Source organism: Haemophilus sputorum CCUG 13788 (assembly GCF_000238795.1).
In the GTDB taxonomy this organism is placed as follows: domain Bacteria; phylum Pseudomonadota; class Gammaproteobacteria; order Enterobacterales; family Pasteurellaceae; genus Haemophilus_A; species Haemophilus_A sputorum.
In genome coordinates this window covers 1-24,079 of record NZ_AFNK01000085.1, presented here as the reverse complement: position 1 = coordinate 24,079, position 24,079 = coordinate 1, and the positions used below count along the sequence as shown (strand labels likewise).

Here is a 24,079-nt window from a genome sequence, read left to right as displayed (position 1 = left end):
CTCCCTTAATTAAGGCTAGCGATTTTTCTAGAAAATCGGAAGTTTTTTCTCACGGATTTTCGAGCTAGATCGCAAAATTTGTAAAATCTTGGTCAAAATAGACCGCTTGTTGGCTTAATTTTTCAGCATTTTTGTTATACACTAACGGCTTTTAAATAGAGGACAAAAAATGACATTTCCAGCTTGCCCACAATGTAAAGGCGAAAATACTTATCACGATTCTATTCAATTTGTTTGCCCAGATTGCGCTTATGAATGGACTGGTGAAGAAGTTGCTGAAGCGGATGAAGATCAACTTATCGTAAAAGATAGCAATGGCAATTTATTAGCTGATGGCGATGATGTGCTGTTAATCAAAGATTTAAAACTAAAAGGCTCATCAGAAGTATTGAAAAAAGGGACAAAATTTAAAAATATTCGCTTAGTAAATGGTGATCATAACGTAGATTGTGGCAAAATTATGCTGAAATCAGAGTTCTTGAAAAAAGCGTAATCAATGATTTTTCGGGTAGATTGGCTACCCGATTTTTTTAGGAAATAGGGCGTTAATATATAAAATAACCGCGTATAACAAGCGGTCTTTTCTGATAAAAAATTTGCAATTTTGCCTAAATTGGCGTATTCTTCGCCACGTTTTTAAGGTATGAACCTTCTATATCATTTCTTAACGCATTCCTAATCTAACGAATTCATTTTTTATCAAGTAGTTTTATTCCTATGCATCTTACTCAACTTAAAAATCTTCCTGTTTCGGAATTAGTCGAAATGGGTGAAAACCAAATGGGTTTAGAGAATCTAGCCCGTCTGCGCAAACAAGATATTGTGTTTGCAATCCTTAAACAACACGCAAAAAGTGGCGAAGATATTTTCGGTCAAGGCGTGTTGGAAATCTTACCGGATGGTTTCGGTTTCTTACGTTCGGCAGACAGTTCTTATCTTGCAGGGCCGGATGATATTTATGTTTCGCCAAGTCAAATCCGCCGTTTTAACTTACAAACGGGTGATAAGATTGAAGGCAAAATCCGACCACCAAAAGAAGGCGAACGTTATTTTGCGTTACTAAAAGTCGATTTAGTAAATGATGACAAACCGGAAGTCTCCCGCAGTAAAATTCTCTTTGAAAACTTAACCCCATTACACGCCAATTCTCGCTTGCGTATGGAACGCGGCAACGGTTCAACCGAAGATTTAACCGCTCGTATTTTAGATTTAGCTGCTCCAATTGGTAAAGGCCAACGTGGTTTGATCGTAGCTCCACCAAAAGCAGGTAAAACGGTGTTACTACAAAATATTGCACAAAGCATTACCCATAATTATCCGGAATGTGAGTTGATTGTCTTGTTAATCGATGAGCGTCCGGAAGAGGTAACCGAAATGCAACGTACTGTGCGTGGTGAAGTTATTGCTTCCACATTTGATGAGCCAGCAACTCGCCATGTTCAAGTTGCAGAAATGGTAATTGAGAAAGCTAAGCGTGCGGTTGAACATAAAAAAGATGTTGTGATTTTATTAGACTCGATTACACGTTTGGCGCGTGCTTATAATACTGTAACGCCAGTTTCAGGCAAGATTTTATCTGGTGGTGTGGATGCAAACGCATTACATCGTCCTAAACGCTTCTTCGGTGCTGCACGTAACGTAGAAGAAGGCGGCAGCTTAACGATTATTGCAACGGCGTTAATTGATACCGGCTCGAAAATGGATGAGGTTATCTTTGAAGAGTTTAAAGGAACCGGTAACATGGAGCTCCATCTTTCTCGCAAAATTGCAGAGCGTCGCGTATTCCCAGCAATTGACTTTAATCGTTCTGGTACACGTAAAGATGACTTGTTAATGAGCCCAGAAGAGCATCAAAAAACGTGGATGTTACGTAAAGTAATTAACCCAATGGGTGAAGTAGAAGCGATGGAATGGTTAATTGATAAACTTGGTGTGGCAAAAACCAACGAAGAGTTTTTCGAAATCATGAAACGTGGTTAATCAATGCAAAAAAGGAAGTCAATCGACTTCCTTTTCTGTTTTTAAAGTATTAGCCTAAAATTTTTGCTAATTCAGCGCTCACTTCTTCAACAGGTTTAGTACCATCTAAACGCTCATAGCGAGTGTTACCTGCTTCTGCTTCTGCTGTGTAGTAAGCGATTAACGGTTTGGTTTGTTTGTGATAGATTGATAAACGTTCTAATACGGTTTCTGCTTTATCATCTGGACGAATGATTAAATCTTCACCGGTAACATCATCTTTTCCTTCCACTTTTGGTGGATTGTAAACTACGTGATAGGTTCTGCCTGAAGGTTGGTGAACACGGCGACCGCTCATACGTTCAACAATCACTTCGTCTGCCACATCAAATTCTAAAACGAGGTCAATTTTCACGCCAGATTCTTTTAATGCATCTGCTTGTGGAATAGTGCGTGGGAAGCCATCTAATAAGAAACCATTTGCACAGTCTGGTTGTGCAATACGATCTTTTACTAATGCAACGGTTAATTCATCCGGCACTAATTTACCTTCATCCATTAACGCTTTTGCTTGTTTGCCTAATTCAGTGCCTTCTTTAATCGCAGCACGGAACATATCGCCGGTTGAGATTTGTGGAATGCCAAATTTTTGCATGATAAATTGCGCTTGTGTGCCTTTACCTGCACCTGGTGCGCCAAGAAGAATGATTTTCATAAGAACCTCTTAAAAACGAGAATAAATAGGCATTAACCTTACCGATTACTGCCTGAAAATGCAAATTTTTTCGTGTTGCTTGGCGGAATTTGCAAATTTTTGCTTGAATTAGACCGCTTGTTTGCGGTTAAATGCAAGGCATTCTGCTAACAAGCGGTCATTTTTGACTAAAGATTTGCCAATTTTGAGAGAAGAGAGTTTGCAATGAAAGCCCAATCTGCTAATGAAAAATCCGGTGTGCGCTTAGATAAGTGGCTTTGGGCGGCACGTTTTTATAAAACGCGCTCTATCGCAAAAGCGATGATTGAAGGGGGTAAAGTTCATTATAATGGTCAGCGTGCTAAAACCAGTAAAGAGGTAGAAGTCGGCGCAACGATTAAGCTAAGACAAGGTAATGATGAAAAAGAAATTATCGTCACAGCATTAAGCGACCAACGCCGTGGTGCGCCAGAAGCTCAGCTACTTTATCAAGAAACGGAAAAAAGTGTGAAGCAGCGTGAAGCTATTGCATTGGCGCGTAAAGCGAATGCGCTTTCAATGCCACATCCAGATCGTCGCCCGAACAAAAAAGAGCGCCGCGAGTTAGTGAAATTTAAAGATCACATCTTGTAATTTAGGCACAATATCTCCATATTAAAGCCAACATTGATTCCCCCTCATTGAGGGGCTTTTTATTTGAGGAATTCCATGAGTTATCAACAAGACAACGACAAACTTTATCGTTATTTATTCCAAGACCGTGCTGTACGTGGTGAATGGGTTCGTTTAAACGAGACTTTTACTGAGACACTTAACACGCATAACTATCCAAAAGCCGTACAAAACCTATTAGGGGAAATGTTGGTAGCAACCAGCTTATTAACGGCAACCATGAAATTTGAAGGCACGATAACCGTGCAAATTCAAGGTGATGGGCCATTAAAATTAGCGGTTGTTAATGGTAATGATCAACAACAATTACGCGCTTTAGCTCGTGTTGGTGGAGAGATCTCTGAACAAGCGAGTTTAAATGAAATGATCGGCAATGGTGTGTTAGTGATCTCTATTATGCCAATTGATGGCGAACGCTACCAAGGCGTGATTAGCCTTGATAAGCCAACTATCCGTGAATGTTTGGAAGATTATTTTGCCCGTTCTGAACAGCTACAAACACACTTGGTGATTCGTACTGGCGAATATGAAGGTAAAGCTGTAGCAGGTGGAATGTTGTTGCAAATTATGCCAGATGGTACAGGAACACCAGAAGACTTCGAGCATTTAATGACATTAGCTGAAACGGTAAAAGATGAAGAGCTGTTTGGATTAACTGCTGAAGAGTTGCTATACCGCTTATTCCATGAAGAAAAAGTAGAGGTTTATCCTGCACAAGCCACAGCATTCCATTGTGGTTGCTCGCGTGAACGTTCAGGCAATGCGATTTTATTAGTTCCAGCAGAAGAAATTGAAGAAATGTTAGCGGAAAAAAATGGCGTAATTGATATGCAATGTGAATGTTGCGGCACGCAATATTTCTTCGATAAAAAAGCGATTGAGGACTTTAGAATCGAAGCAGAAAAATTAAGCCAGTTGAATTTACATTAAGTTAGAAAAAGTGCGTGCGATACGCACTTTTGCAAACTTTTTCCAAAAAAAGACCGCTTGTAGCAGCTGCTTACAAGCGGTTAAATTTTAGTGGCGAGTTACTGTTTCTTCATCAAAGTCGAAATCTTCATCGGTATCTTCATCAAAGAATTCGCCATCTTCACCATATTCGTCTTCTTCGCCGTTTGGATCTTCAAAGTATGTTCCCCAACCTTCGTATTCTCCACCGTTTTTCTCAATTAGTGGGAGTAACTCTTTTTGTTGTGCGCTGATGAGATCAGCATTTAGATGAATCTCACTGACGATATCGCAGACGAAAAAGACTTTTCCATCTTCTTCAACTTCTTCTGCTTCAGAAATTTCATAGCCAAGTTTGAAAGCATCGACCACTAATTTTTCTAATTTATCAAAATCATGGTGTGCGACATGATGCTCAATAATATAAAGTGAATCAGGATCAGAACCATCATCGAGTAAGTTTTGAATAATCTCATCGGTTTCTTGGCGTAGTGCATTGAAATCGGTCATGTTAAGCTCCTTGTAAGGACGTTGCAGGGGAGAACCAGGCATTTAGTTTGGCAGAAAGTTTATCAATGCCGATTTTTTTCAGCGCAGAATAAGCCTCTACTTGAATGTCGCCTTGGAAGGGAAGAATCGCTTCACGTACCATTTTCACGGTTTTACTACGTTCTGATTGGCTCAGTTTATCTGCTTTAGTCAGTAGTAATAACACAGGAAGATCGGCAGATACTGCCCATTCAATCATTTGTTGGTCTAAATCTTTAAGTGGGTGGCGAATATCCATCAAGATTACCACACCGCCTAAACATTCGCGTTTTTGTAAGTATTCACCCAAAGCTTTTTGCCATTGGATCTTCATTTGTTCAGGTACCGCAGCATAGCCATATCCTGGTAAGTCAACTAACTTACATTGAGGTTCTACTTCAAATAAATTAATCAGCTGCGTGCGCCCCGGTGTTTTAGAAGTGCGCGCTAAGTTTTTTTGGTTAGTTAATGCATTCAATGCAGTTGATTTTCCCGCATTAGAACGGCCAGCAAACGCAATTTCAATGCCGCTATCTTCTGGTAAGTGGCGGATATCCGGCGCTGAAGTTAAAAAATGGGTTTTATGATAATTAAGTTGAATTGTGTCAGTCATAATGTCTCTGTAAACAGCTGTATGCTGTTATTTTAAGCTCAGCGAAAGCCCTTTTTCGCCGTATAAATTAGCTTGGCTCTCGCCTTTAAAAAATCCCCATTCAATCGTAATGAGGGTAAATATGAGCATCGGCATAAGTAAGCCAATAAGCCAGTATTCTGTACTTTGTTGCGGTAGGTAACGTGCGGTGATTAAGCAAATGAACGGCACACTTAAAATGAGTGCATTTTTGCCTGAACGTCCACGGTCGTGTAATCTTTTAACACCAATAGTGAGTAAGCTATAACCGCAAATAAACAGTGGCAAGAAAAATAACGGCTGGAAAGCGGTCAGATTTTGGGAAAAATTTGCAATCAGAAATAAAATAATAAAATTAAATCCAACGCCAATCCAAAAGCCCTGTCGATTTAATCTGCCTTTTAAACTGAAGAGAAGATTATACCAAATCATAATAAATTACCCTAATGCTACATCTAAAATCATCATTACCACAAAGCCGAGCGTTAAACTTAATGTGGCAGTATCGGTGTTACTGAGGCTTATTTGCGATTTTAGATTATTATAAAAATTATCGTGCTGCAGCACAGCCTATTGCAATGTTGCTTAAAAACTTTCTTAAATGTGGCTGATTTTTACAAATTCTGTGTGAAATTTCTAGTTAAATTTAAGTGCTTGAACGGGTATAATCAAAACAGTTTATTGCATAAAAATAATTAAATGACAGGAGTTATTATGGCAATTTTAGTAACAGGCGGTGCAGGTTATATCGGTTCGCATACCGTTGTTGAGCTGTTAAATAACCAACAGGAAGTCGTAGTATTAGATAATTTATACAATTCTTCAGAGATTTCTTTAGCAAGAATTGAGCAAATTACTGGCAAAAAAGTAAATTTCTATAAAGGTGACATTCTTGACCGTGAAATTTTGCGTAAAGTGTTTGCAGAAAATCAGATTGAATCTGTCATTCACTTTGCGGGTTTAAAAGCAGTTGGTGAAAGTGTGCGTGAGCCGCTGCGTTACTATCAAAATAACGTAACGGGTTCTATTATTTTAGTTGAAGAAATGTTACGTGCGAATGTGAATACTATTGTATTTAGCTCATCTGCAACCGTTTATGGTGATCCAGAAAGTTGCCCGATTAAAGAAACTTTCCCAGTTGGTGGTACAACTAACCCTTATGGGACTTCAAAATACATGGTGGAACGTATTTTGGAAGATACAGCAAAAGCTTTTCCGCAATTTAGTGCAGTCGTGCTACGTTACTTTAACCCAGTTGGTGCGCATGAAAGTGGTTTAATTGGAGAAGATCCGAATGGTATTCCAAATAACTTATTGCCTTATATTAGCCAAGTGGCAGTAGGTAAATTAAAAGAGCTTTCTATTTTCGGTAGCGATTACGAAACCCACGATGGTACTGGCGTGCGTGACTACATTCATGTGGTAGATTTAGCGTTAGGTCATTTAAAAGCACTACAAAAACATACTAATGATGCTGGTTTCCACGTGTATAACTTAGGTACAGGCGTTGGTTATTCAGTGTTAGATATGGTAAAAGCCTTTGAAAAAGCAAATAATGTTCCAGTACCATATAAATTAGTTGATCGCCGTCCGGGAGATATCGCAGAATGTTATTCAAATCCGCATAAAGCTTTAGTGGAGTTGGGTTGGAAAACTGAGCGTGGTTTAGAGCAAATGATGAAAGATACTTGGAATTGGCAAAAGAAAAATCCGAATGGATATAAAGGCTAATTCACGGAGTATTCCACTATAAGAAAAGCGGTTGCTAAGCAGATGTTAGGGTAAGTTTTTTATTCTTGAATCTACTTATGCTTTGCTAGGCTTAGCAATCGTTCTTTCATCATTTCATTCTAGTTTTGCAAAACACGGGAGAAAAATGACCGCTTCCACTTCTCAGCCTTCCATTTGGCAACAGATTTTCTCTAAAAATATGTTGCTCTGTGTTTACACGGGCTTTTGTTCAGGCTTACCGTTTTTTGTGTTGATTCAGCTGATGCCAGCATGGTTTACTAAAGCAGGATTAGACATTAAAACCGTAGCAGCTTTTACGCTGACCTCTTTGCCTTATACTTGGAAATTTCTTTGGGCGGCATTATTAGACCGTTATTCTCCACCATTTTTAGGATTGCGTAGGAGTTGGATTTTTATTTCTCAGCTTGGGCTTTTGGCGATTTTGTTTAGCTTTGGCTATTTGAATCCAGCTGAAAATCTGAAAATTATCGTTTTATTATCTATTGCACTCGCCTTTCTTTCTGCCACCCAAGATATTGTCGTAGATGCTTTCAGACGTGAGATATTAACCGATAATGAACTGGGTTTAGGCAATTCCATCCATGTTAATGCTTACCGTGTTGCGGGCTTGATTCCGGGTGGGTTGTCACTCTATTTGTCCGATCATTATTCATGGCAAACAGTATTTGTGATAACAGCAAGTTTCATGTTGCCATGTTTGCTTATTACTTTGTTCACGAAAGAACCAAATCACCGCCCCGTTGATCGCACTCAACCGTTTTATATGGCATTTGTTTCCCCGTTCCAAGAATTTGTGACTCGTAAAGGGATGTGGGGAGCAATAGGGTTAATTTTATTTATTTTCCTCTATAAATTAGGCGATTCTTTAGCCACCTCTTTGCAAACTCGTTTTATTTTAGATATGGGGTTTACCACATCGCATATTGCAGCTGTCGTAAAAACGACATCGCTTTGGTGTAGCATCGGTGGTGGAATTTTAGGTGGAATTGCCATGTTGAAACTAGGGGTAAATCGTGCCTTATGGTTATTTGGCTTTGTTCAGTTGATTACTATTTTAGGTTTTGCTTATTTGGCGAGCTTTGGTAAGTTTGAAACGGCTTCAATTGGCATGCTTGAGCTCATTAGACTTGGCGTGGTGATGGCAGGTGAATATCTTGGCGTAGGGCTTGGCACCGCTGCTTTTGTGGCTTTTATGGCTCGCGAAACGAATCCAATGTACACGGCAATGCAATTAGCGATTTTTACCAGCTTGGCGGCAATACCAAGCAAACTGCTAGGGGCTTATGCAGGAAAAATGGTGGAAGCTGTGGGTTATTATGATTTCTTCTGGATCTGTTTCTTTTTAGCTATTCCTGGCATGCTTATGCTATTTAAAGTCGCCCCTTGGCAGGAAAAAACTAAGCAAGCTTAGGAGAAGAAATAGATGACAGAACGAACATTACCCACTATTCTAAAAGTTGAAACGGTCGCAAAAAGTCGTATTTTTGAGGTTCAAGCGGTTGATTTACGTTTTTCCAATGGCGAAGAGCGAACCTTTGAGCGTTTAACGCCGCAACGAGGCTCTTCTGTGTTGATTCTGCCCATTCATCAAAATGAGTTAATTCTTATCAAAGAATATGCCGTAGGATCGGAGCGCTATGAGCTAGGTTTTCCAAAAGGCATTGTCGATGCGGATGAATCGCCAGAAGTGGCAGCAAATCGTGAGTTGCAAGAAGAAATTGGTTTTGGTGCGAAAAAGTTACATTTTTTACGTTCACTTTATTCTTCGCCAAGCCATATGTATGGTTTAATGCATGTTTTTATTGCGCAAGATCTTTATCCTTCTCAATTAGAAGGCGATGAGCCAGAGCCGCTTGAAATTGTCCGTTTACCATTAAGTGAGATTGACCGTTTATTAGCAGATCCGAACTTTGCCGAATCTCGCTATTTATCTGCGCTATTTATGCTTAGGGAGTTTTTATGCAGCCATTAACCGATACTTTATTAAATACTGTCCGGGCTATCGCACAAGAAGCTGGCGAACATCTGAAAGCGTTCTATCAACAATCGCTTTCTCCGCACCTAAAAGCGGATAATACACCGGTGACTGAGGCAGATCTGTTTTTAAGTCGCTTTATTAGCGAGAAATTGCAAGCTTTGGCGCCGAATGTTCCAATTTTATCGGAAGAGCAATGTGATATTCCCTTAGCAGAACGCAGGCATTGGCAGGAATATTGGATTATTGACCCATTAGACGGTACGCAACAATTTTTAGATAAAACTGATCAATTTTCTGTGGTGATTGGCTTAGTACAAGCAAATCGTCCTGTCCTTGGTGTGATTCACGCCCCAATTCTCAATAAAACCTATTTTGCCAAACAAGATGGCGGTGCTTTTTTGCAAGAAAATCAGCAAATTCGGCCGCTTGTAGCCGCCTCTCAAAACTTACCTAAAACTTTAACGATTACAGTTGGCTCAACTATTTGTGAAGAACAAGTTTGCCGATTCCTCAATGAACCTTATCAAGCGCAATTTTTGACTTATGGTTCAAGCAGCTTAAAAGCGGGGTTGGTGGCAGAAGGCAAAGCGGACTGTTATATTCGCTTAGGCGATACGGGAGAGTGGGACACAGCGGTTGCTGAGGTACTATTACGGGAAGTTGGAGGGAAAATTTTTGATTTCCACTTCCAACCACTTACTTATAATCAGCGGGAAACGTGGATCAATCCCAATTTTGTTATGGTTGGTGCAAACTTTATATCAGAGCAAAAGGTTTTTTCATTTGAATAACCCTTTTCATCTGTCAATTTTATGTTATTCTCATTCGCCTTCATTCTTACACAAGAAAAACTAAAGGAAAGCTTATGAATGTAGAGAATTGCTGTATTGTTATTTTCGGTGCTTCAGGGGATTTAACTGCCCGTAAATTAGTGCCAGCACTGTATAACCTTTATAAAGTTGGTCGCTTAGGCAAGCATTTTTCTGTATTAGGGGTTGCTAGAACCGGACTTAGTGATGATGAATTTCGTCAAAAAATGCATGAAGCGTTAATTAAATTCGAGCAAGCAAGCGGTCCAGAATTAGAAGCATTTTGCGAACATCTTTACTATCAAGCGGTGAATACTTCTGATGCGCTTGATTATGCCAAATTATTACCTCGCTTAGATGAGCTGCATGATAAATATGGCAGCAGCGGTAACACACTTTATTACCTTTCAACGCCACCAAGTCTTTACGGCGTGATTCCAGAATGTTTAGCAGCACATGGTTTAAATACTGAAGAGTTTGGCTGGAAACGCATTATCGTTGAAAAACCTTTCGGTTATGACATCGAAACTGCCAAAGCTTTAGATATCCAAATCCACCGATTCTTTGAAGAGCATCAAATCTATCGTATCGACCACTATTTAGGCAAAGAAACCGTCCAAAACCTTTTAGTATTACGTTTTTCTAATGGGTTATTTGAGCCGCTTTGGAACCGTAACTTTATTGATTATGTAGAAATTACTGGTGCAGAATCCATTGGTGTGGAAGAGCGTGGTGGTTATTATGACGGTTCGGGCGCAATGCGTGATATGTTGCAAAACCACTTATTACAAGTGCTTGCAATGGTTGCGATGGAGCCACCAGCAATTATCAACGCAACATCTATGCGTGATGAAGTGGCAAAAGTGCTACATTGCTTACACCCATTAAGTGCAGAAAATGTAAAAAATGATGTGGTACTTGGGCAATATGTCGCTGGTACAGTAGATGGGGAACAAGTAGTCGGGTATTTAGAAGAAAAAGGTGTGCCGCCAGATTCTAGTACTGAAACTTTTATTGCACTGAAATGTGAAATTGATAACTGGCGCTGGGCAGGCGTACCATTTTATGTTCGCTCGGGCAAACGTTTGCCGACACGCGTGACAGAAATTGTTATTCACTTTAAAACGACACCACATCCCGTCTTTAGCCAAAATGCGCCAGAGAATAAATTGATTATTCGTATTCAACCGGATGAAAGTATTTCAATGCGTTTTGGTTTGAAAAAACCGGGTGCGGGCTTTGAGGCGAAAGAAGTTTCAATGGACTTCAGTTATTCTGATTTAGCTTCAACTAACTTGTTGACTGCTTATGAGCGTTTATTATTAGACGCGATGAAAGGCGACGCAACCTTATTTGCGCGTACTGATGCTGTTCACGCTTGTTGGCGCTTTGTTCAACCGATTTTGGATTACAAAGCGGCGCATGGTCGAGTTTATGAATATGAATCAGGCAGCTGGGGGCCGACTGAGGCTGATAAGCTGATTGCTAGACATGGCAAACTCTGGGGAAAACCTTCAGGGGCGAAGAAAAAAGCGAAATAGCATATATCACACAACAATAAGAAGAGCATAAAATGAATAAATTTATTTTTGAGACTGCGCAACAAGCGGTTGAAAAAATCGCACAAGAATTCAAAGCTTATAGTGAAAAAGGCACTCCTGTGCATATTTCACTTTCTGGCGGTTCAACCCCGAAATTGTTGTTTAAAGCTTTAGCCCAAGCGCCTTATGCTAATGAAATTCAATGGCAAAACTTGCATTTTTGGTGGGGTGACGATCGTATGGTGCCACCAACCGATGAGCAAAGTAATTATGGCGAAGTGCAGAAGCTATTGTTTGATCACATCAATATTCCGGCTGAGAATATTCATCGTATTCGTGGTGAAGAAAATGTAGAAACTGAACTTGCAAGATTTTCGCAGGAATTGACCGCTTGTATGCCAGATTTAGCATTCGATTGGATTATTTTAGGTATGGGCAATGATGGGCATACAGCTTCACTTTTTCCACATCAAACAAACTTTGATGATCCTAATGTGGCGGTCATTGCCAAACATCCAGAAAGTGGGCAAATCCGTATTTCAAAAACCGCAAAACTAATTGAGAAGGCAAAACGCATTACTTATTTAGTGACTGGGGCTGCGAAAGCAGAAATACTGAAAGAGATTGAAGAAACACCAGCAGAAAGCTTGCCTTATCCGGCAGCGAAAATTCAGGCACAAAACGGTGTGACTGAATGGTATTTAGATAAAGATGCGGCAAGGTTATTATAATTAAACAAAGGGCGTACCGAGGTACGCTCTTTTTTTTGCCTATGATTTTAAATGCTTAGCAGAAGGCATAAAGCTAGGTATCAAGCCATTTTTACAAAGTTTATTTAGTATTTTTTTATCACAAGTAAAAGTATTTACTATCACTTCACAAATTATGATTGTAATTTCAATTATTTCCAGTCATAATTGACTAAAAGCGATGGTTTTTGCCTGTATTTTCGAGTATTTATGGTTATCAGTATTGTCTGGAAATTTGCAGGGTCAAATAAGCGGTCAGATTTTACGAATTTTTTGCAAATCTTCTTTTAGGAATTTATAACATGAAAAAAATTATTCTTCTCTCACTATTACCACTCACTGCAATGGCTGCGCCATCGTTAAAAGGGTTTGAAAAGACTTATCAAGACTGGGATTTGATTTGTGATAATACTGGCACTTGCAATATGGCGGGTTATCAAGAAGGCGATGGTTCTGAACATCCTGTTTCAATTTTATTTACCCGAAGTGCGGGTGAGCAAGCACCTGTGACCGCACAGTTGGCATTATTACCTGAAGATGTTGGTAATAAAACGGCTGAAATTATCTTAAATGGTCAATCACTCGGTATTGTTCCAAATATCTCAGAAGAGGGGAACGCAAAATTAAGTGAAAAACAAACGACTGAATTACTCACGGCGCTAAAAGGTAATGCAGATATTGAAGTGGCTTTTGGTGAGTTTAAGGAAAAAGTATCTGATAAAGGTGCAGCCGCTGCGATGCTCAAAATGGATGAGTTTCAACAACGTTTAAATACGCCTTCTGCACTTATTCGTCAAGGTCAAGAAAAACATGCGGTATTAGCGCCACAGGCTGCACCCAAAATTGAGGCAGTAAGTGTGAATAACCGCCAAACCACGGAACTAAAACGCGGTGAAAAACAATTTGATGCAGTATTAGCTTTATTACGTAAAAGTAATAGGACGAATAAAAACTCAGAAAATTACTGTTATGCACTTCATAAAGATGATGTATGGAATGAACAAATTACACTTTACCCGCTAACGAAAGGAAAAGTACTAGCTGAAGCGATTTGTCTTGCTGGCGCCTATCAATCCACTTATTACTATGCCGTATTAGACGAAAAATTAACCAAAATTGAACAAGTGCTAGCAAACCAGTATAACTATGCTGATTATGATAAAAACACTCATGTTTTAAAAGTAGAAGGATCATTTAAAGGGCGTGGCATCGGTGATTGTTGGGCTGGACAAGAAGCTGTTTGGAATGGCAAAACCTTTATCCGTACTGAAGAACATACCTCTGGCTCTTGCAAAGGGTTTGCAGGTGGAGCTTGGGGCGGATTGCCGATTTTTGTGAGCGAGATGAACGTTAAATAAAAACCGCTGCCCACTTGTAAGCGGGCAGATTTCTTCTATTTTTTGCAAATCTTCTTTTAGGAATTTATAACATGAAAAAAGTTATTCTTCTCTCATTATTACCATTTACTGCAATGGCAGCTTCAACATCAATCAAAGGTATTGGAAACTACCAAGATTGGGATTTAGTATGTGATAACACGGGCACTTGTCGTATGGCAGGTTATCAGGATGAAAGTAGTGACCCAGTCTCTATTTTATTTACTCGTGCGGCAGGCGAAAATGTTGCAGTGGAAGGAAAGTTCACTATTTTACCATTCGGTGAAGCCGACCGTGATGTTCAAGTCGGTCAAGATATTGAAATTTGGTTAAACGGTAAATCATTAGGCAAAGTCAAGCATATTTCTGACGACGCGCCAGATAAGCTGACGGAAGAGCAAACCAAGGCATTACTTAGCGGATTGAAAAAAGAGAGCGAAATTCGTCTAACCTATGGGAAAACCACGCTTAAAGTGTCAGACAAAGGCGCAGCGGCAGCTATGCTCAAAATGGATGAATTCCAACAACGATTAAATACCCCTTCCGCACTTATTCGCCAAGGTCAAGAAAAACATACGGTATTAGCGCCACAGGCTGCACCCAAAATTGAGGCTGTAAGTGTGAATAACCACAAAACAATAGAATTAAAACGCGGTGAAAAACAATTTAAACATGTGCTAGCACTGTTACGTAAAGCTTACGATGGCTGCGTTGATGAAGACTTAGAAAGCCAAGATATAACACTTTATCCCTTAACACAAAATAAGGTATTAGCTGAAGCACTCTGTACCAGAGCCGCTTATCAATACACTAATTACTATGCTGTACTCGATGACAAACTGAGCAAAGTAGAACAAGTGTTGGCGGATCAGTACAACGAAGCAGGCTATGATGAAAAACAAGGTTATGCGTATGTAAGAGGTTCTTACAAAGGTCGGGCATTAGGTGATTGTTGGTCTGGGCAAGACGCAGTATGGGATGGCAAAATCTTTATCCGTACTTCAGAGTGGACAACAGGCTCTTGTAAAGGGCTTCCCGGAGGTACGTGGCAGTTACCTATTTTTGTTAGTAACATCATCGTCAAATAAACAAACAACACTTAATACAAGCGGTTAGATTTGACGAATTTTTTGCAAATCTTCTTTTAGGCATTTATAACATGAAAAAAGTTATTCTTCTCTCATTATTACCATTTACTGCAATGGCAGCTTCAACATCAATCAAAGGTATTGGAAACTACCAAGATTGGGATTTAGTATGTGATAACACGGGCACTTGTCGTATGGCAGGTTATCAAGAGAAAGGAGACGATCCAGTTTCTATTTTATTTACTCGCGCGGCAGGTGAAAATGCTACTGTCGAAGGAAAGTTCACTATTTTACCATTCGGTGAAGCCGACCGTGATGTTCAAGTCGGTCAAGACATTGAAATTTGGTTAAACGGTAAATCATTAGGCAAAGTCAAGCATATTTCTGACGACGCACCAGATAAGCTGACTGAAGAGCAAACCAAGGCATTACTTAGCGGATTGAAAAAAGAGAGCGAAATTCGTCTAACCTATGGGAAAACCATGCTTAAAGTGTCAGATAAAGGCGCAGCGGCAGCCATGCTCAAAATGGATGAATTCCAACAACGATTAAATACACCTTCCGCACTCATCAGCCAAGGTCAAGAGAAACATGCAGTATTAGCGCCAAAAGTTGAACCCAAAATTGATGCTGTTAGCGTGAAAAACCGCAAAACAACTGAACTAAAACTCGGTGAAAAACAATACGATAACGTGCTCGCACTATTACGTAAAGCTCACGATGGCTGCGTTGATGAAGACTTAGAAAGCCAAGATATAACGATTTATCCGTTAACGCATAATAAGGTATTAGCTGAAGCGCTTTGTTTTGAAGGCGCTTATCAAGGCACCAACTACTATGCTGTACTCGATGACAAACTGAGCAAAGTAGAACAAGTCTTAGCGGAGCAGTACAACGAAGCAGGCTATGATGAAAAACAAGGTTATGCGTTTGTAAGAGGTTCTTACAAAGGTCGAGCATTAGGTGATTGTTTGGCTGGGCAAGACGCAGTATGGAATGGAAAAATTTTTATCCGCACTTCGGACTGGATGACAGGCGGTTGTTATAAATGGTTTACCGGTGGCGCATGGCAGTTGCCGATTTTCATCAGTGACATTATCGTTAAATAAACCAACAACACATGCTTACAAGCGGTTAGATTTGACGAATTTTTTGCAAATCTTCTTTTAGGCATTTATAACATGAAAAAAATTATTCTTCTCTCACTATTACCACTCACTGCAATGGCTGCGCCATCGTTAAAAGGGTTTGAAAAGACTTATCAAGACTGGGATTTGATTTGTGATAATACCGGCACTTGCAATATGGCGGGTTATCAAGAAGAAAGAGATGGCTCTGAGCATTCTGTTTCGATTTTATTTACTCGAAGTGCGGGGGAGCAAGCACCTGTGACGGCGCAATTAGCATTATTACCCGATGAACTGGGTAATAAAACGGCTGAAATTATCTTGAATGGTCAATCACTCGGTACGATCCAAAATTTCTCAGAAGAGGGGAACGCAAAATTAAGTGAAAAACAAACAACAGAATTACTCACGGCGCTAAAAGGAAACGCAAGTATTGAAGTGGTGTTTGGTGAGTTTAAGGAGAAAGTATCTGATAAAGGTGCAGCTGCCGCGATGCTCAAAATGGATGAATTTCAACAACGTTTAAATACGCCTTCTGCACTCATTCGTCAAGGTCAAGAAAAACATGCGGTATTAGCGCCAAAAGCTGAATCCAAAATTGATGCTGTTAGCGTGAACAACCGCAAAACAATAGAATTAAAACGCGGTGAAAAACAATTTAATCATGTTCTAGCACTGTTACGTAAAGCCCACGATGGCTGCGTTGATGAAGACTTAGAAAGCCAAGATATAACGCTTTATCCCTTAACACAAAACAAGGTATTAGCTGAAGCACTCTGTGCCAGAGCCGCTTATCAATACACTAATTACTATGCTGTACTCGATGACAAACTGAGCAAAGTAGAACAAGTGTTGGCGGATCAGTACAACGAAGCAGGCTATGATGAAAAACAAGGTTATGCGTTTGTAAGAGGCATTTACAAGGGGCGAGTAATAGGTGATTGCTGGAACAGTGAAGATGCAGTATGGAATGGCAAAATTTTTATCCGCACTTCAGAGTGGACAACGGGATCTTGTAAAGGTTTTACTGGTGGCGCATGGCAGTTACCGATTTTCGTCAGCGATATCATCGTAAAATAAATCAACAACACGTGCTTACAAGCGCTTAGATTTGACGAACTTTTTGCAAATCTTCTTTTAGGAATTTATAACATGAAAAAAGTTATTCTTCTCTCACTATTACCACTTACTGCAATGGCTGCGCCATCGTTAAAAGGTATTGTGGAAACTTATCAAAACTGGGATTTGATTTGTGATAATACCGGTACTTGTAATATGGCGGGTTATCAAGAAGAAAGAGATGGCTCTGAGCATCCTGTTTCGATTTTATTTACTCGAAGTGCGGGTGAGAAAGCATCTGTGACCGCACAGTTGGCATTATTACGTGAAGATGTTGGTAATAAAACGGCTGAAATTATCTTAAATGGTCAATCACTCGGTACTGTTCCAAATATTTCAGAGGATGGGAACGCAAAATTAAGTGAAAAACAAACAACTGAATTACTCACTGCACTAAAAGGTAATGCAAGTATTGAAGTGATTTTTGGGGAGTTTAAGGAGAAAGTCTCTGATAAAGGTGCAGCTGCCGCGATGCTCAAAATGGATGAGTTTCAACAACGTTTAAACACACCTTCAGCACTTATTCGTCAAGGTCAAGAAAAACATGTGGTATTAGCGCCACAGGCAGCACCTAAAATTCAAGTTGCCTATATTAAAAAACCTAGCAAAACAGAATTAAAACGAGGCGAAAAACAATTTAATGCCGTATTAGCATTATTGCGTAAAAGCGCTAATAGTAGTGCAAGTGACTGTGCGTCTCTTCATGATGATTCTGAACAGAAGACAATTACACTTTATTCACTTACGCATGGAAAAGTTTTAGCTGAGGCAGCGTGTCTCAGTGATGGCGCATATTACACCGGCTATTATGCGGTTATGGACAATAAATTGAGCAAAGTAGAACAAGTATTGGAAAATCAATACACCTTTGCACGTTATGATGAGAAGCTTAATACTTTAATTGTAGAAGGATCATTTAAATCTGATGGCATTGGTTATAGCTGGTATGGCCACGAAGCAGCATGGAATGGCAAAACTTTCATCACTACAGCGGAATATACTTCTGGTTCTGGTAAAGGCTTTATGGGTGGTGCGTGGGGTGGATTGCCGACTTTTGTGACTGAGCTTAACGTCAAATAAAAATCACTGCCCGCTTGTAAGCGGGCAGATTTTTATGATTTTTTGCAAAACTTCTTTTAGGAATTGATAAAATGAAAAAATATATTCTTCTATCATTATTGCCACTTACTGCAATGGCAACTTCAATCAAAGGTATTGGAGAAAACTACCAAGATTGGGATTTAATTTGTGATAATCTTGGCACTTGTCGTATGGCAGGTTATCAAGAGGAAGGAGACGATCCAGTTTCTATTTTATTTACTCGCGCAGCAGGTGAAAATGCTGCTGTTGAAGGGAAACTCACTATTTCACCATTCGGTGAAGCCGACCGTGATGTTCAAGTCGGTCAAGACATTGAAATTTGGCTAAATGGCAAATCATTAGGCACAGTCAAACATATTTCTGATGAGAACCCAGATAAACTCACTGAGGCGCAAACTAAGGCACTACTTAGCGGATTGAAAAAAGAAAGCGAAATTCGTCTCACCTATGGAAAAACCACGCTCAAAGTGTCAGACAAAGGTGCAGCGGCAGCCATGCTCAAAATGGATGAATTCCAACAGCGGTTAAATACGCCTTCAGCACTTATTCGTCAAGGTCAAGAAAAACATGCGGTATTAGCACCACAAGCCGCACCCAAAATTCAAGTTGCCTATATTAAAAACCCTAGCAAAACAGAATTAAAACGAGGCGAAAAACAATTTGATGCTGTATTAGCATTATTGCGTAAAAGTGCTGATAGTAGTGCAATTGATTACTGTTTGTCTCTTCATGATGATTCTGAACAGAAGACAATTACACTTTATTCACTTACGCAGGGAAAAGTGTTAGCTGAGGCAGTGTGTATCAGTGGTAGTGCAGCTTACACCGGCTATTATGCGGTCATGGACAATAAATTGAGCAAAGTAGAACAAGTATTGGAAGATCAATACAACTTTGCATATTATGATGAGAAGCTTAATGCTTTAATTGTAGAAGGATCATATAAATCTAGTGGCCTTGCTGAGAGCTGGTATGGCTACGAAGCAGCATGGAATGGCAAAACTTTCATCACTACAGCGGAACATACTTCTGGTTCTAGTAAAGGCTTTATTGGTGGAGCATGGGGCGGATTGCCGACTTTTGTGAGCGAGTTTAAAGTAAAATAAAAATCACAGCCTGCTTGTAAGCGGGCAGATTTTCTCTATTTTTTGCAAATCTTCTTTTGGGTATTTATAACATGAAAAAAATTATTCTTCTCTCACTATTACCGTTCACAGCAATTGCAACACCCATTCAAGGTTTTTTTGAAAACTATCAAGATTGGGATTTGATTTGCGATAATACCGGTACTTGTAATATGGTAGGTTATCAAAATGGTTTGGTTTCACTTTTATTTAGGCGAGAAGCCGGTGAGAATGCGGCAGTAAAATCATCTTTAACAATATCGGTCAATAATGGGAGCGATAAGGGCAAGCCCGTAGAAATTAGGCTCAATGGGGAATTGCTCAGTATCGTGCCAAAGATGGAGGATATAGCGCTTGATAAACAAGTCGCAGCATTAGATGAGAAACAAACGGATGCATTATTAACTGCCTTAAAAAACAATGCAGATATTGAATTCATTTCTGGTCAATTTAGGGGCAAGTTATCGAATGAAGGAGCTAAAGCTGCGATGCTTAAAATGGATGAATTTCAACAGCGTTTAGACACGCCGTCAGCGCTAATTCGCCAAGGTCAAGAAAAGCATGCTGTATTAGCGCCACAAGATGTGCCGAAAATTCAACTTGCCTATATTAAAAATCCTAGAAAAACCAAATTAAAACGAGGCGAAAAACAATTTGATGCCGTATTAGCATTATTGCGTAAAAGTAATGAGACCATCTCAAGTAATTACTGCAATTCTCTTCATGATTATGAAATTACACTTTATTCGCTCACTGATGGAAAAATTTTAGCTGAGGTAGAATGTGACAATGGTGGTGCACCTTATAATAACTATTATGCGGTCATGGATAATGAATTGGGTAAAGTAGAACAAGTATTGGAAAATCAATATGACTTTGCGAGTTATTATGATAAAAAATTTGATGCTTTCATTGTAGGCGTATTAAAAACGGATGGTGTTGGAGATTGTTGGTATAGTCAAGAAGTTGGATGGAATGGTAAAACTTTTATTCTCACTAAAGCACAGACCTCTGGTTCTTGTAAAAGATTTATTGGTGGTGCGTGGGGTGCTTTCCCAACTTTTGTGAGTCAACAGGTGGTTAACAAGCCATAGAGGCTTATTTGCAAGCGGTCAGATTTAATGATTCGTTTGCAAATTTGTTTTTGTATGTTTATAGGGTGAAAAAGTCTCGTTAGTCTGGGCAAGATGCGGTATACAATGGTAAAATCTTTATTCCATTTTAGCGACATAGGACTATTAGGAGGTTCAAGTGATTCACTATAAAATTAACGAACCGATTTCAGTCAAACAATTTATTGAATTGCTAAATAAAACAACGCTGGGTTCTCGCCGTCCATTAGAAGATGAAGCGCGCGTGGCAATGATGTTGCATCATGCAGATTTGTTAGTCACCGCTTGGGATGGCGAGCAATTAGTGGGTGTAGCCCGTTCAGTAACAGATTTTGCTTATTGTTGTTATTTGTCTGATTTAGCGGTGGAGGAACAGTATCAAAAACAAGGGATTGGTCAACAGTTGATTAAATACACCAAGCAAGCCTTGCATCCACAAGCAAAAATCGTATTATTAGCAGCACCGCAAGCAGTGGAATATTATCCGCATATTGGATTTACGCAGCATATGAGTGCGTGGACGAAGAGTTAAAAAACGTTTGGGAAAGTGACCGCACTTTAGATTTAAATAGTCCCTTTCCTGGAATGTGTATAGGCATAAAAATGAAAAAATGGCTTTTTCTTGCATTAATAACATTACCTTTAGCAGGTTGTGGTACCTTGTCGACCTTAGATCAATCTAAGCCTTATAGTGGTATTCAACAGGATATGGAATTGATGGAACCTTGTAAGAACGTAGGTTGCGCAGGGCTTGTTATACTTACTCCACTTGCAATTATTGATTTTCCATTCAGTTTCGTTGGGGATACATTAATGTTACCCGTTAAGGGTATTCAAAATTTAGTTCAAGATTAGGCACTGCAGTGTTGTGAGCATGTTAGTGACGTCCTGTTAAAATGTATCAATAAGAGAGAGTAATTAGATAAACTAGAGGCATACTAATTTTATTAATTAGAGTGGGATTTCCCACCATTAACCATTTCAAAAATAACGGTGGGATAATCCCACCCTATAACAGGAGAAAACAATGTCAATCAAAGGCGACATCGGTGTTATCGGCTTAGCCGTAATGGGGCAAAACCTCATTTTAAATATGAATGATCATGGCTTTAAAGTCGTAGCATATAACCGTACCACTTCAAAAGTGGATGAATTTTTACAAGGTGCAGCAAAAGGCACCAATATTATCGGTGCATACTCTTTAGAAGATTTAGCTTCTAAATTAGAAAAACCACGTAAAGTGATGTTAATGGTGCGTGCAGGTGATGTAGTGGATCAATTCATTGAGGCATTACTGCCACATTTAGAAGAAGGCGATATCATTATTGATGGCGGTAACTCAAACTATCCAGACACCAACCGCCGCGTGGCAGCATTACGTGAGAAAGGTATTCGCTTTATCGGTACAGGTGTTTCTGGTGGTGAAGAAGGTGCGCGTCATGGGCCATCTATTATGCCAGGTGGTAATGAAGAAGCATGGCCATTTGTAAAACCTGTGTTACAAGCTATTTCAGCAAAAACTGACAAAGGCGAAGCTTGCTGTGATTGGGTGGGCAAAGATGGCGCAGGCCATTTCGTGAAAATGGTGCATAACGGCATCGAATACGGCGATATGCAGTTAATTTGTGAAGCTTACCAATTCTTAAAAGAAGGCGTAGGTTTATCTGATGATGAGTTAGAAGCAACGTTCAAAGCATGGCGTAATACTGAATTAGATAGCTACTTAATTGATATTACAGCGGATATTCTTGGCTATAAAGATGAAGATGGTAGCCGTTTAGTAGATAAGATCTTAGACACTGCAGGGCAGAAAGGTACGGGTAAATGGACGGGTATCAATGCGCTTGATTTTGGTATTCCATTAACGTTAATTACTGAATCTGTGTTTGCACGTTGTGTATCTGCATTCAAAGATCAACGTATTGCAGCAAGCCAATTATTTGGTAAAACTGTGGGTAAAGTGGAAGGTGATAAGAACGTTTGGATTGAAGCTGTTCGTAAAGCATTGTTAGCATCAAAAATTATTTCTTACGCACAAGGCTTTATGTTAATTCGTGAAGCATCAGAAAACTTTAACTGGAATATCAATTACGGCAATACCGCATTATTATGGCGTGAAGGTTGTATTATCCGTAGCCGTTTCTTAGGTAATATCCGTGATGCGTATGAGGCAAATCCAGATTTAATTTTCTTAGGTTCAGATAGCTACTTTAAAGGTATTTTAGAATCTGCAATGGGTGAATGGCGTAAAGTGGTAGCGAAGTCTATTGAAGTGGGTATTCCGATGCCTTGTATGGCATCAGCTATTACTTTCTTAGATGGCTATACTTCAGCACGTTTACCAGCAAACTTGTTGCAAGCACAACGTGACTACTTCGGCGCACATACTTATGAGCGCACCGACAAACCACGCGGTGAGTTCTTCCATACAAACTGGACTGGTCGTGGTGGTAATACTGCATCAACAAAATATGATGTGTAACTGACAATGAATGATTCTGCATCTTAGTTAAATTAGATAGCTAATGAAACTAGATGCAGATTTTTATAGCTAAAATAAAAGGCTGAGTTTCAAGTTTCCGAACTCAGCCTTTTAAATTGCTCAATGTAGCCTTATAGTTTTTCAGCTAACATCGCTTCTAATTTTTCTTGGTCAATCGCAAATTTACGGATACCTTCAGCTAATTTTTCAACTGCCATAGGATCTTGGTTATGCTCCCAGTAGAATTCTGCTTCGGTCAGTTTTTCTGGACGAGCTTTTACTTCACCTTTATATTCTAATTTACGTACAAGAGCAGTTTTGCTTTCTTGTAATGCTTTTAATAAAGGTGGTGCAATAGTAAGACGATCACAACCTGCAAGTTCAGTGATTTCGCCAACATTGCGGAAACTCGCACCCATTACAATAGTATTATAACCATATTGTTTATAGTAGTTATAAATGCTGGTTACAGAAATTACGCCCGGATCTTCATTTGCTGCATATTCTTTACCTTCGTGTGCTTTATACCAGTCTAAAATACGACCCACAAAAGGAGAAATTAAATAAACACCAGCTTCTGCGCAAGCGCGTGCTTGTGCTTGAGAGAATAATAATGTGAGATTACAGTTAATACCTTCTTTCTCTAACACTTCAGCGGCACGAATACCTTGCCATGTAGAGGCAATTTTAATCAAAATACGATCGTTAGAGATACCAGCTTCATTATATAAAGCCATTAATTTGCGCGCTTTAGCAATAGTTTTTTCTGTATCGTAAGAAAAACGAGCATCAACTTCTGTTGAAATACGCCCTGGGACAATTTTTAGGATTTCTAAACCGATGTTTACGGCTAATTTGTCTTCAGCATCAATTAGCTGTTGAGCCTTATCATTGCTTTTAGATTTTGCATAAGCCACAGCTTCATCAATTAATGGTGCATATTGTGGTAATGCAGAAGCACTTAAAATTAAAGAAGGGTTAGTTGTTGCATCTTGTGGTTGATATTGTTTAATTGCATCAATATCGCCAGTATCAGCAACAACAACAGTCATTTCGCGTAAAGCGTCTAATTGGTTCATAATAGTTCCTCTTCTGTTTTTTTCTTATTATGGCATATTAACCTAAATAGAAAAGCTTTTATGTAGTTTATATCAATTTTTTTCAGACTCCATTAAAAACAATCACAACATACAAACTATATATTATTAAGTAATTTGCAAAACTTGGAGAAAAATAGACCGCTTGTTGATGCGAATTTACACTTGTTGTCGTAATTTTCAACAAGCGGT

Annotated in this window: 25 protein-coding genes and 1 pseudogene; 20 read left to right on the top strand and 6 right to left on the bottom strand. The window is 39.4% G+C overall.

Annotation, left to right across the window (positions count from 1 at the left end):
- The first annotated feature begins 169 nt into the window (after nt 1-169).
- Both HSP_RS0110510 and rho read left to right on the top strand, forming a co-directional pair.
- Complete coding sequence (locus HSP_RS0110510) at nt 170-493, top strand: zinc ribbon domain-containing protein YjdM (protein WP_007523877.1); 324 nt, start codon at nt 170-172, stop codon at nt 491-493.
- 224 nt (nt 494-717) lie between these two features.
- On the top strand, nt 718-1,980 hold the full coding sequence (gene rho, locus HSP_RS0110505; RefSeq protein ID WP_007523741.1) for a transcription termination factor Rho: 1,263 nt from the start codon (nt 718-720) through the stop codon (nt 1,978-1,980).
- Nucleotides 1,981-2,029: 49 nt separating this feature from the next.
- Here rho and adk read toward each other — a convergent pair whose 3' ends face one another.
- Nucleotides 2,030-2,674, bottom strand: coding sequence for an adenylate kinase (adk, locus tag HSP_RS0110500; protein ID WP_010130096.1), 645 nt, complete (start codon nt 2,672-2,674; stop codon nt 2,030-2,032).
- Between the two features lie 204 nt (nt 2,675-2,878).
- Between adk and hslR the strand changes: the two genes are divergently transcribed.
- Nucleotides 2,879-3,286, top strand: coding sequence for a ribosome-associated heat shock protein Hsp15 (gene hslR, locus HSP_RS0110495; protein ID WP_007523797.1), 408 nt, complete (start codon nt 2,879-2,881; stop codon nt 3,284-3,286).
- Between the two features lie 75 nt (nt 3,287-3,361).
- Nucleotides 3,362-4,255 carry an Hsp33 family molecular chaperone HslO gene (hslO, locus tag HSP_RS0110490; protein WP_007523785.1) on the top strand — a complete coding sequence of 298 codons (894 nt, stop codon included), beginning with the start codon at nt 3,362-3,364 and terminating at the stop codon, nt 4,253-4,255.
- A gap of 87 nt (nt 4,256-4,342) precedes the next feature.
- Here hslO and rraB read toward each other — a convergent pair whose 3' ends face one another.
- From rraB to HSP_RS11555, 4 genes and pseudogenes are all read right to left on the bottom strand, one after another.
- A complete protein-coding gene (rraB, locus tag HSP_RS0110485; RefSeq protein WP_007523909.1) occupies nt 4,343-4,783 on the bottom strand; it encodes a ribonuclease E inhibitor RraB in 441 nt (146 codons plus the stop codon).
- A 1-nt stretch (nt 4,784) separates the two neighbouring features.
- Complete coding sequence (yihA, locus tag HSP_RS0110480) at nt 4,785-5,414, bottom strand: ribosome biogenesis GTP-binding protein YihA/YsxC (protein WP_007523770.1); 630 nt, start codon at nt 5,412-5,414, stop codon at nt 4,785-4,787.
- Between the two features lie 27 nt (nt 5,415-5,441).
- On the bottom strand, nt 5,442-5,864 hold the full coding sequence (locus HSP_RS0110475; RefSeq protein ID WP_007523716.1) for a DUF805 domain-containing protein: 423 nt from the start codon (nt 5,862-5,864) through the stop codon (nt 5,442-5,444).
- Nucleotides 5,865-5,870: 6 nt separating this feature from the next.
- Nucleotides 5,871-5,954 (bottom strand): annotated as a pseudogene (locus tag HSP_RS11555) (ZIP family metal transporter); the annotation flags it as partial.
- A 192-nt stretch (nt 5,955-6,146) separates the two neighbouring features.
- Here HSP_RS11555 and galE point away from each other — a divergent pair.
- From galE to gnd, 16 genes are all read left to right on the top strand, one after another.
- On the top strand, nt 6,147-7,163 hold the full coding sequence (gene galE / locus HSP_RS0110470) for a UDP-glucose 4-epimerase GalE (protein WP_007523667.1): 1,017 nt from the start codon (nt 6,147-6,149) through the stop codon (nt 7,161-7,163).
- Between the two features lie 145 nt (nt 7,164-7,308).
- On the top strand, nt 7,309-8,595 hold the full coding sequence (locus HSP_RS0110465) for an AmpG family muropeptide MFS transporter (protein ID WP_007523882.1): 1,287 nt from the start codon (nt 7,309-7,311) through the stop codon (nt 8,593-8,595).
- Nucleotides 8,596-8,607: 12 nt separating this feature from the next.
- Entirely contained in the window at nt 8,608-9,156 is a 549-nt protein-coding gene (gene nudE, locus HSP_RS0110460) for an ADP compounds hydrolase NudE (protein WP_007523856.1), read from the top strand.
- Nucleotides 9,144-9,953 carry a 3'(2'),5'-bisphosphate nucleotidase CysQ gene (cysQ, locus tag HSP_RS0110455; RefSeq protein WP_007523916.1) on the top strand — a complete coding sequence of 270 codons (810 nt, stop codon included), beginning with the start codon at nt 9,144-9,146 and terminating at the stop codon, nt 9,951-9,953. The genes nudE and cysQ overlap by 13 nt, the downstream gene beginning before the upstream one ends.
- 74 nt (nt 9,954-10,027) lie before the next feature.
- The gene (gene zwf / locus HSP_RS0110450; protein WP_007523762.1) at nt 10,028-11,512 is read left to right on the top strand and encodes a glucose-6-phosphate dehydrogenase; all 1,485 of its coding nucleotides are present in this window, start codon (nt 10,028-10,030) and stop codon (nt 11,510-11,512) included.
- 32 nt (nt 11,513-11,544) lie between these two features.
- Nucleotides 11,545-12,243 carry a 6-phosphogluconolactonase gene (pgl, locus tag HSP_RS0110445; protein ID WP_007523660.1) on the top strand — a complete coding sequence of 233 codons (699 nt, stop codon included), beginning with the start codon at nt 11,545-11,547 and terminating at the stop codon, nt 12,241-12,243.
- Nucleotides 12,244-12,563: 320 nt separating this feature from the next.
- The gene (locus HSP_RS0110440; RefSeq protein ID WP_007523664.1) at nt 12,564-13,619 is read left to right on the top strand and encodes a DUF1176 domain-containing protein; all 1,056 of its coding nucleotides are present in this window, start codon (nt 12,564-12,566) and stop codon (nt 13,617-13,619) included.
- A gap of 71 nt (nt 13,620-13,690) precedes the next feature.
- A complete protein-coding gene (locus HSP_RS0110435) occupies nt 13,691-14,725 on the top strand; it encodes a DUF1176 domain-containing protein (RefSeq protein WP_010130093.1) in 1,035 nt (344 codons plus the stop codon).
- A gap of 71 nt (nt 14,726-14,796) precedes the next feature.
- Nucleotides 14,797-15,834 (top strand): DUF1176 domain-containing protein, encoded by a 1,038-nt coding sequence (locus HSP_RS0110430; RefSeq protein ID WP_010130091.1) that lies wholly within the window; start codon nt 14,797-14,799, stop codon nt 15,832-15,834.
- Between the two features lie 72 nt (nt 15,835-15,906).
- Nucleotides 15,907-16,932, top strand: a complete 1,026-nt coding sequence (locus HSP_RS0110425; protein WP_010130090.1) for a DUF1176 domain-containing protein — start codon at nt 15,907-15,909, stop codon at nt 16,930-16,932.
- A gap of 72 nt (nt 16,933-17,004) precedes the next feature.
- Nucleotides 17,005-18,051 carry a DUF1176 domain-containing protein gene (locus HSP_RS0110420; protein ID WP_007526270.1) on the top strand — a complete coding sequence of 349 codons (1,047 nt, stop codon included), beginning with the start codon at nt 17,005-17,007 and terminating at the stop codon, nt 18,049-18,051.
- Nucleotides 18,052-18,122: 71 nt separating this feature from the next.
- Entirely contained in the window at nt 18,123-19,178 is a 1,056-nt protein-coding gene (locus tag HSP_RS0110415; protein ID WP_007526273.1) for a DUF1176 domain-containing protein, read from the top strand.
- Between the two features lie 71 nt (nt 19,179-19,249).
- Nucleotides 19,250-20,290 (top strand): DUF1176 domain-containing protein, encoded by a 1,041-nt coding sequence (locus HSP_RS0110410; RefSeq protein ID WP_010130087.1) that lies wholly within the window; start codon nt 19,250-19,252, stop codon nt 20,288-20,290.
- A gap of 157 nt (nt 20,291-20,447) precedes the next feature.
- Nucleotides 20,448-20,840, top strand: a complete 393-nt coding sequence (locus HSP_RS0110405; protein ID WP_007526268.1) for a GNAT family N-acetyltransferase — start codon at nt 20,448-20,450, stop codon at nt 20,838-20,840.
- Nucleotides 20,841-20,911: 71 nt separating this feature from the next.
- Nucleotides 20,912-21,163: a YceK/YidQ family lipoprotein gene (locus tag HSP_RS0110400; protein ID WP_007526261.1), complete on the top strand. Its 252-nt coding sequence runs from the start codon at nt 20,912-20,914 to the stop codon at nt 21,161-21,163.
- 172 nt (nt 21,164-21,335) lie between these two features.
- Complete coding sequence (gnd, locus tag HSP_RS0110395) at nt 21,336-22,790, top strand: decarboxylating NADP(+)-dependent phosphogluconate dehydrogenase (protein ID WP_010130085.1); 1,455 nt, start codon at nt 21,336-21,338, stop codon at nt 22,788-22,790.
- A gap of 131 nt (nt 22,791-22,921) precedes the next feature.
- On the opposite strand, the gene tal is transcribed toward gnd, so the two are convergent.
- Complete coding sequence (gene tal, locus HSP_RS0110390) at nt 22,922-23,869, bottom strand: transaldolase (protein WP_010130084.1); 948 nt, start codon at nt 23,867-23,869, stop codon at nt 22,922-22,924.
- Nucleotides 23,870-24,079: the final 210 nt, after the last annotated feature.

Bases quoted from the DNA above. Each gene is read 5' to 3' on its own strand.
- HSP_RS0110510 (WP_007523877.1), top strand. From the start codon at position 170: ATGACATTTCCAGCTTGCCCACAATGTAAAGGCGAAAATACTTATCAC.
- rho (WP_007523741.1), top strand. From the start codon at position 718: ATGCATCTTACTCAACTTAAAAATCTTCCTGTTTCGGAATTAGTCGAA.
- adk (WP_010130096.1), bottom strand. From the start codon at position 2,674: ATGAAAATCATTCTTCTTGGCGCACCAGGTGCAGGTAAAGGCACACAA.
- hslR (WP_007523797.1), top strand. From the start codon at position 2,879: ATGAAAGCCCAATCTGCTAATGAAAAATCCGGTGTGCGCTTAGATAAG.
- hslO (WP_007523785.1), top strand. From the start codon at position 3,362: ATGAGTTATCAACAAGACAACGACAAACTTTATCGTTATTTATTCCAA.
- rraB (WP_007523909.1), bottom strand. From the start codon at position 4,783: ATGACCGATTTCAATGCACTACGCCAAGAAACCGATGAGATTATTCAA.
- yihA (WP_007523770.1), bottom strand. From the start codon at position 5,414: ATGACTGACACAATTCAACTTAATTATCATAAAACCCATTTTTTAACT.
- HSP_RS0110475 (WP_007523716.1), bottom strand. From the start codon at position 5,864: ATGATTTGGTATAATCTTCTCTTCAGTTTAAAAGGCAGATTAAATCGA.
- galE (WP_007523667.1), top strand. From the start codon at position 6,147: ATGGCAATTTTAGTAACAGGCGGTGCAGGTTATATCGGTTCGCATACC.
- HSP_RS0110465 (WP_007523882.1), top strand. From the start codon at position 7,309: ATGACCGCTTCCACTTCTCAGCCTTCCATTTGGCAACAGATTTTCTCT.
- nudE (WP_007523856.1), top strand. From the start codon at position 8,608: ATGACAGAACGAACATTACCCACTATTCTAAAAGTTGAAACGGTCGCA.
- cysQ (WP_007523916.1), top strand. From the start codon at position 9,144: ATGCAGCCATTAACCGATACTTTATTAAATACTGTCCGGGCTATCGCA.
- zwf (WP_007523762.1), top strand. From the start codon at position 10,028: ATGAATGTAGAGAATTGCTGTATTGTTATTTTCGGTGCTTCAGGGGAT.
- pgl (WP_007523660.1), top strand. From the start codon at position 11,545: ATGAATAAATTTATTTTTGAGACTGCGCAACAAGCGGTTGAAAAAATC.
- HSP_RS0110440 (WP_007523664.1), top strand. From the start codon at position 12,564: ATGAAAAAAATTATTCTTCTCTCACTATTACCACTCACTGCAATGGCT.
- HSP_RS0110435 (WP_010130093.1), top strand. From the start codon at position 13,691: ATGAAAAAAGTTATTCTTCTCTCATTATTACCATTTACTGCAATGGCA.
- HSP_RS0110430 (WP_010130091.1), top strand. From the start codon at position 14,797: ATGAAAAAAGTTATTCTTCTCTCATTATTACCATTTACTGCAATGGCA.
- HSP_RS0110425 (WP_010130090.1), top strand. From the start codon at position 15,907: ATGAAAAAAATTATTCTTCTCTCACTATTACCACTCACTGCAATGGCT.
- HSP_RS0110420 (WP_007526270.1), top strand. From the start codon at position 17,005: ATGAAAAAAGTTATTCTTCTCTCACTATTACCACTTACTGCAATGGCT.
- HSP_RS0110415 (WP_007526273.1), top strand. From the start codon at position 18,123: ATGAAAAAATATATTCTTCTATCATTATTGCCACTTACTGCAATGGCA.
- HSP_RS0110410 (WP_010130087.1), top strand. From the start codon at position 19,250: ATGAAAAAAATTATTCTTCTCTCACTATTACCGTTCACAGCAATTGCA.
- HSP_RS0110400 (WP_007526261.1), top strand. From the start codon at position 20,912: ATGAAAAAATGGCTTTTTCTTGCATTAATAACATTACCTTTAGCAGGT.
- gnd (WP_010130085.1), top strand. From the start codon at position 21,336: ATGTCAATCAAAGGCGACATCGGTGTTATCGGCTTAGCCGTAATGGGG.
- tal (WP_010130084.1), bottom strand. From the start codon at position 23,869: ATGAACCAATTAGACGCTTTACGCGAAATGACTGTTGTTGTTGCTGAT.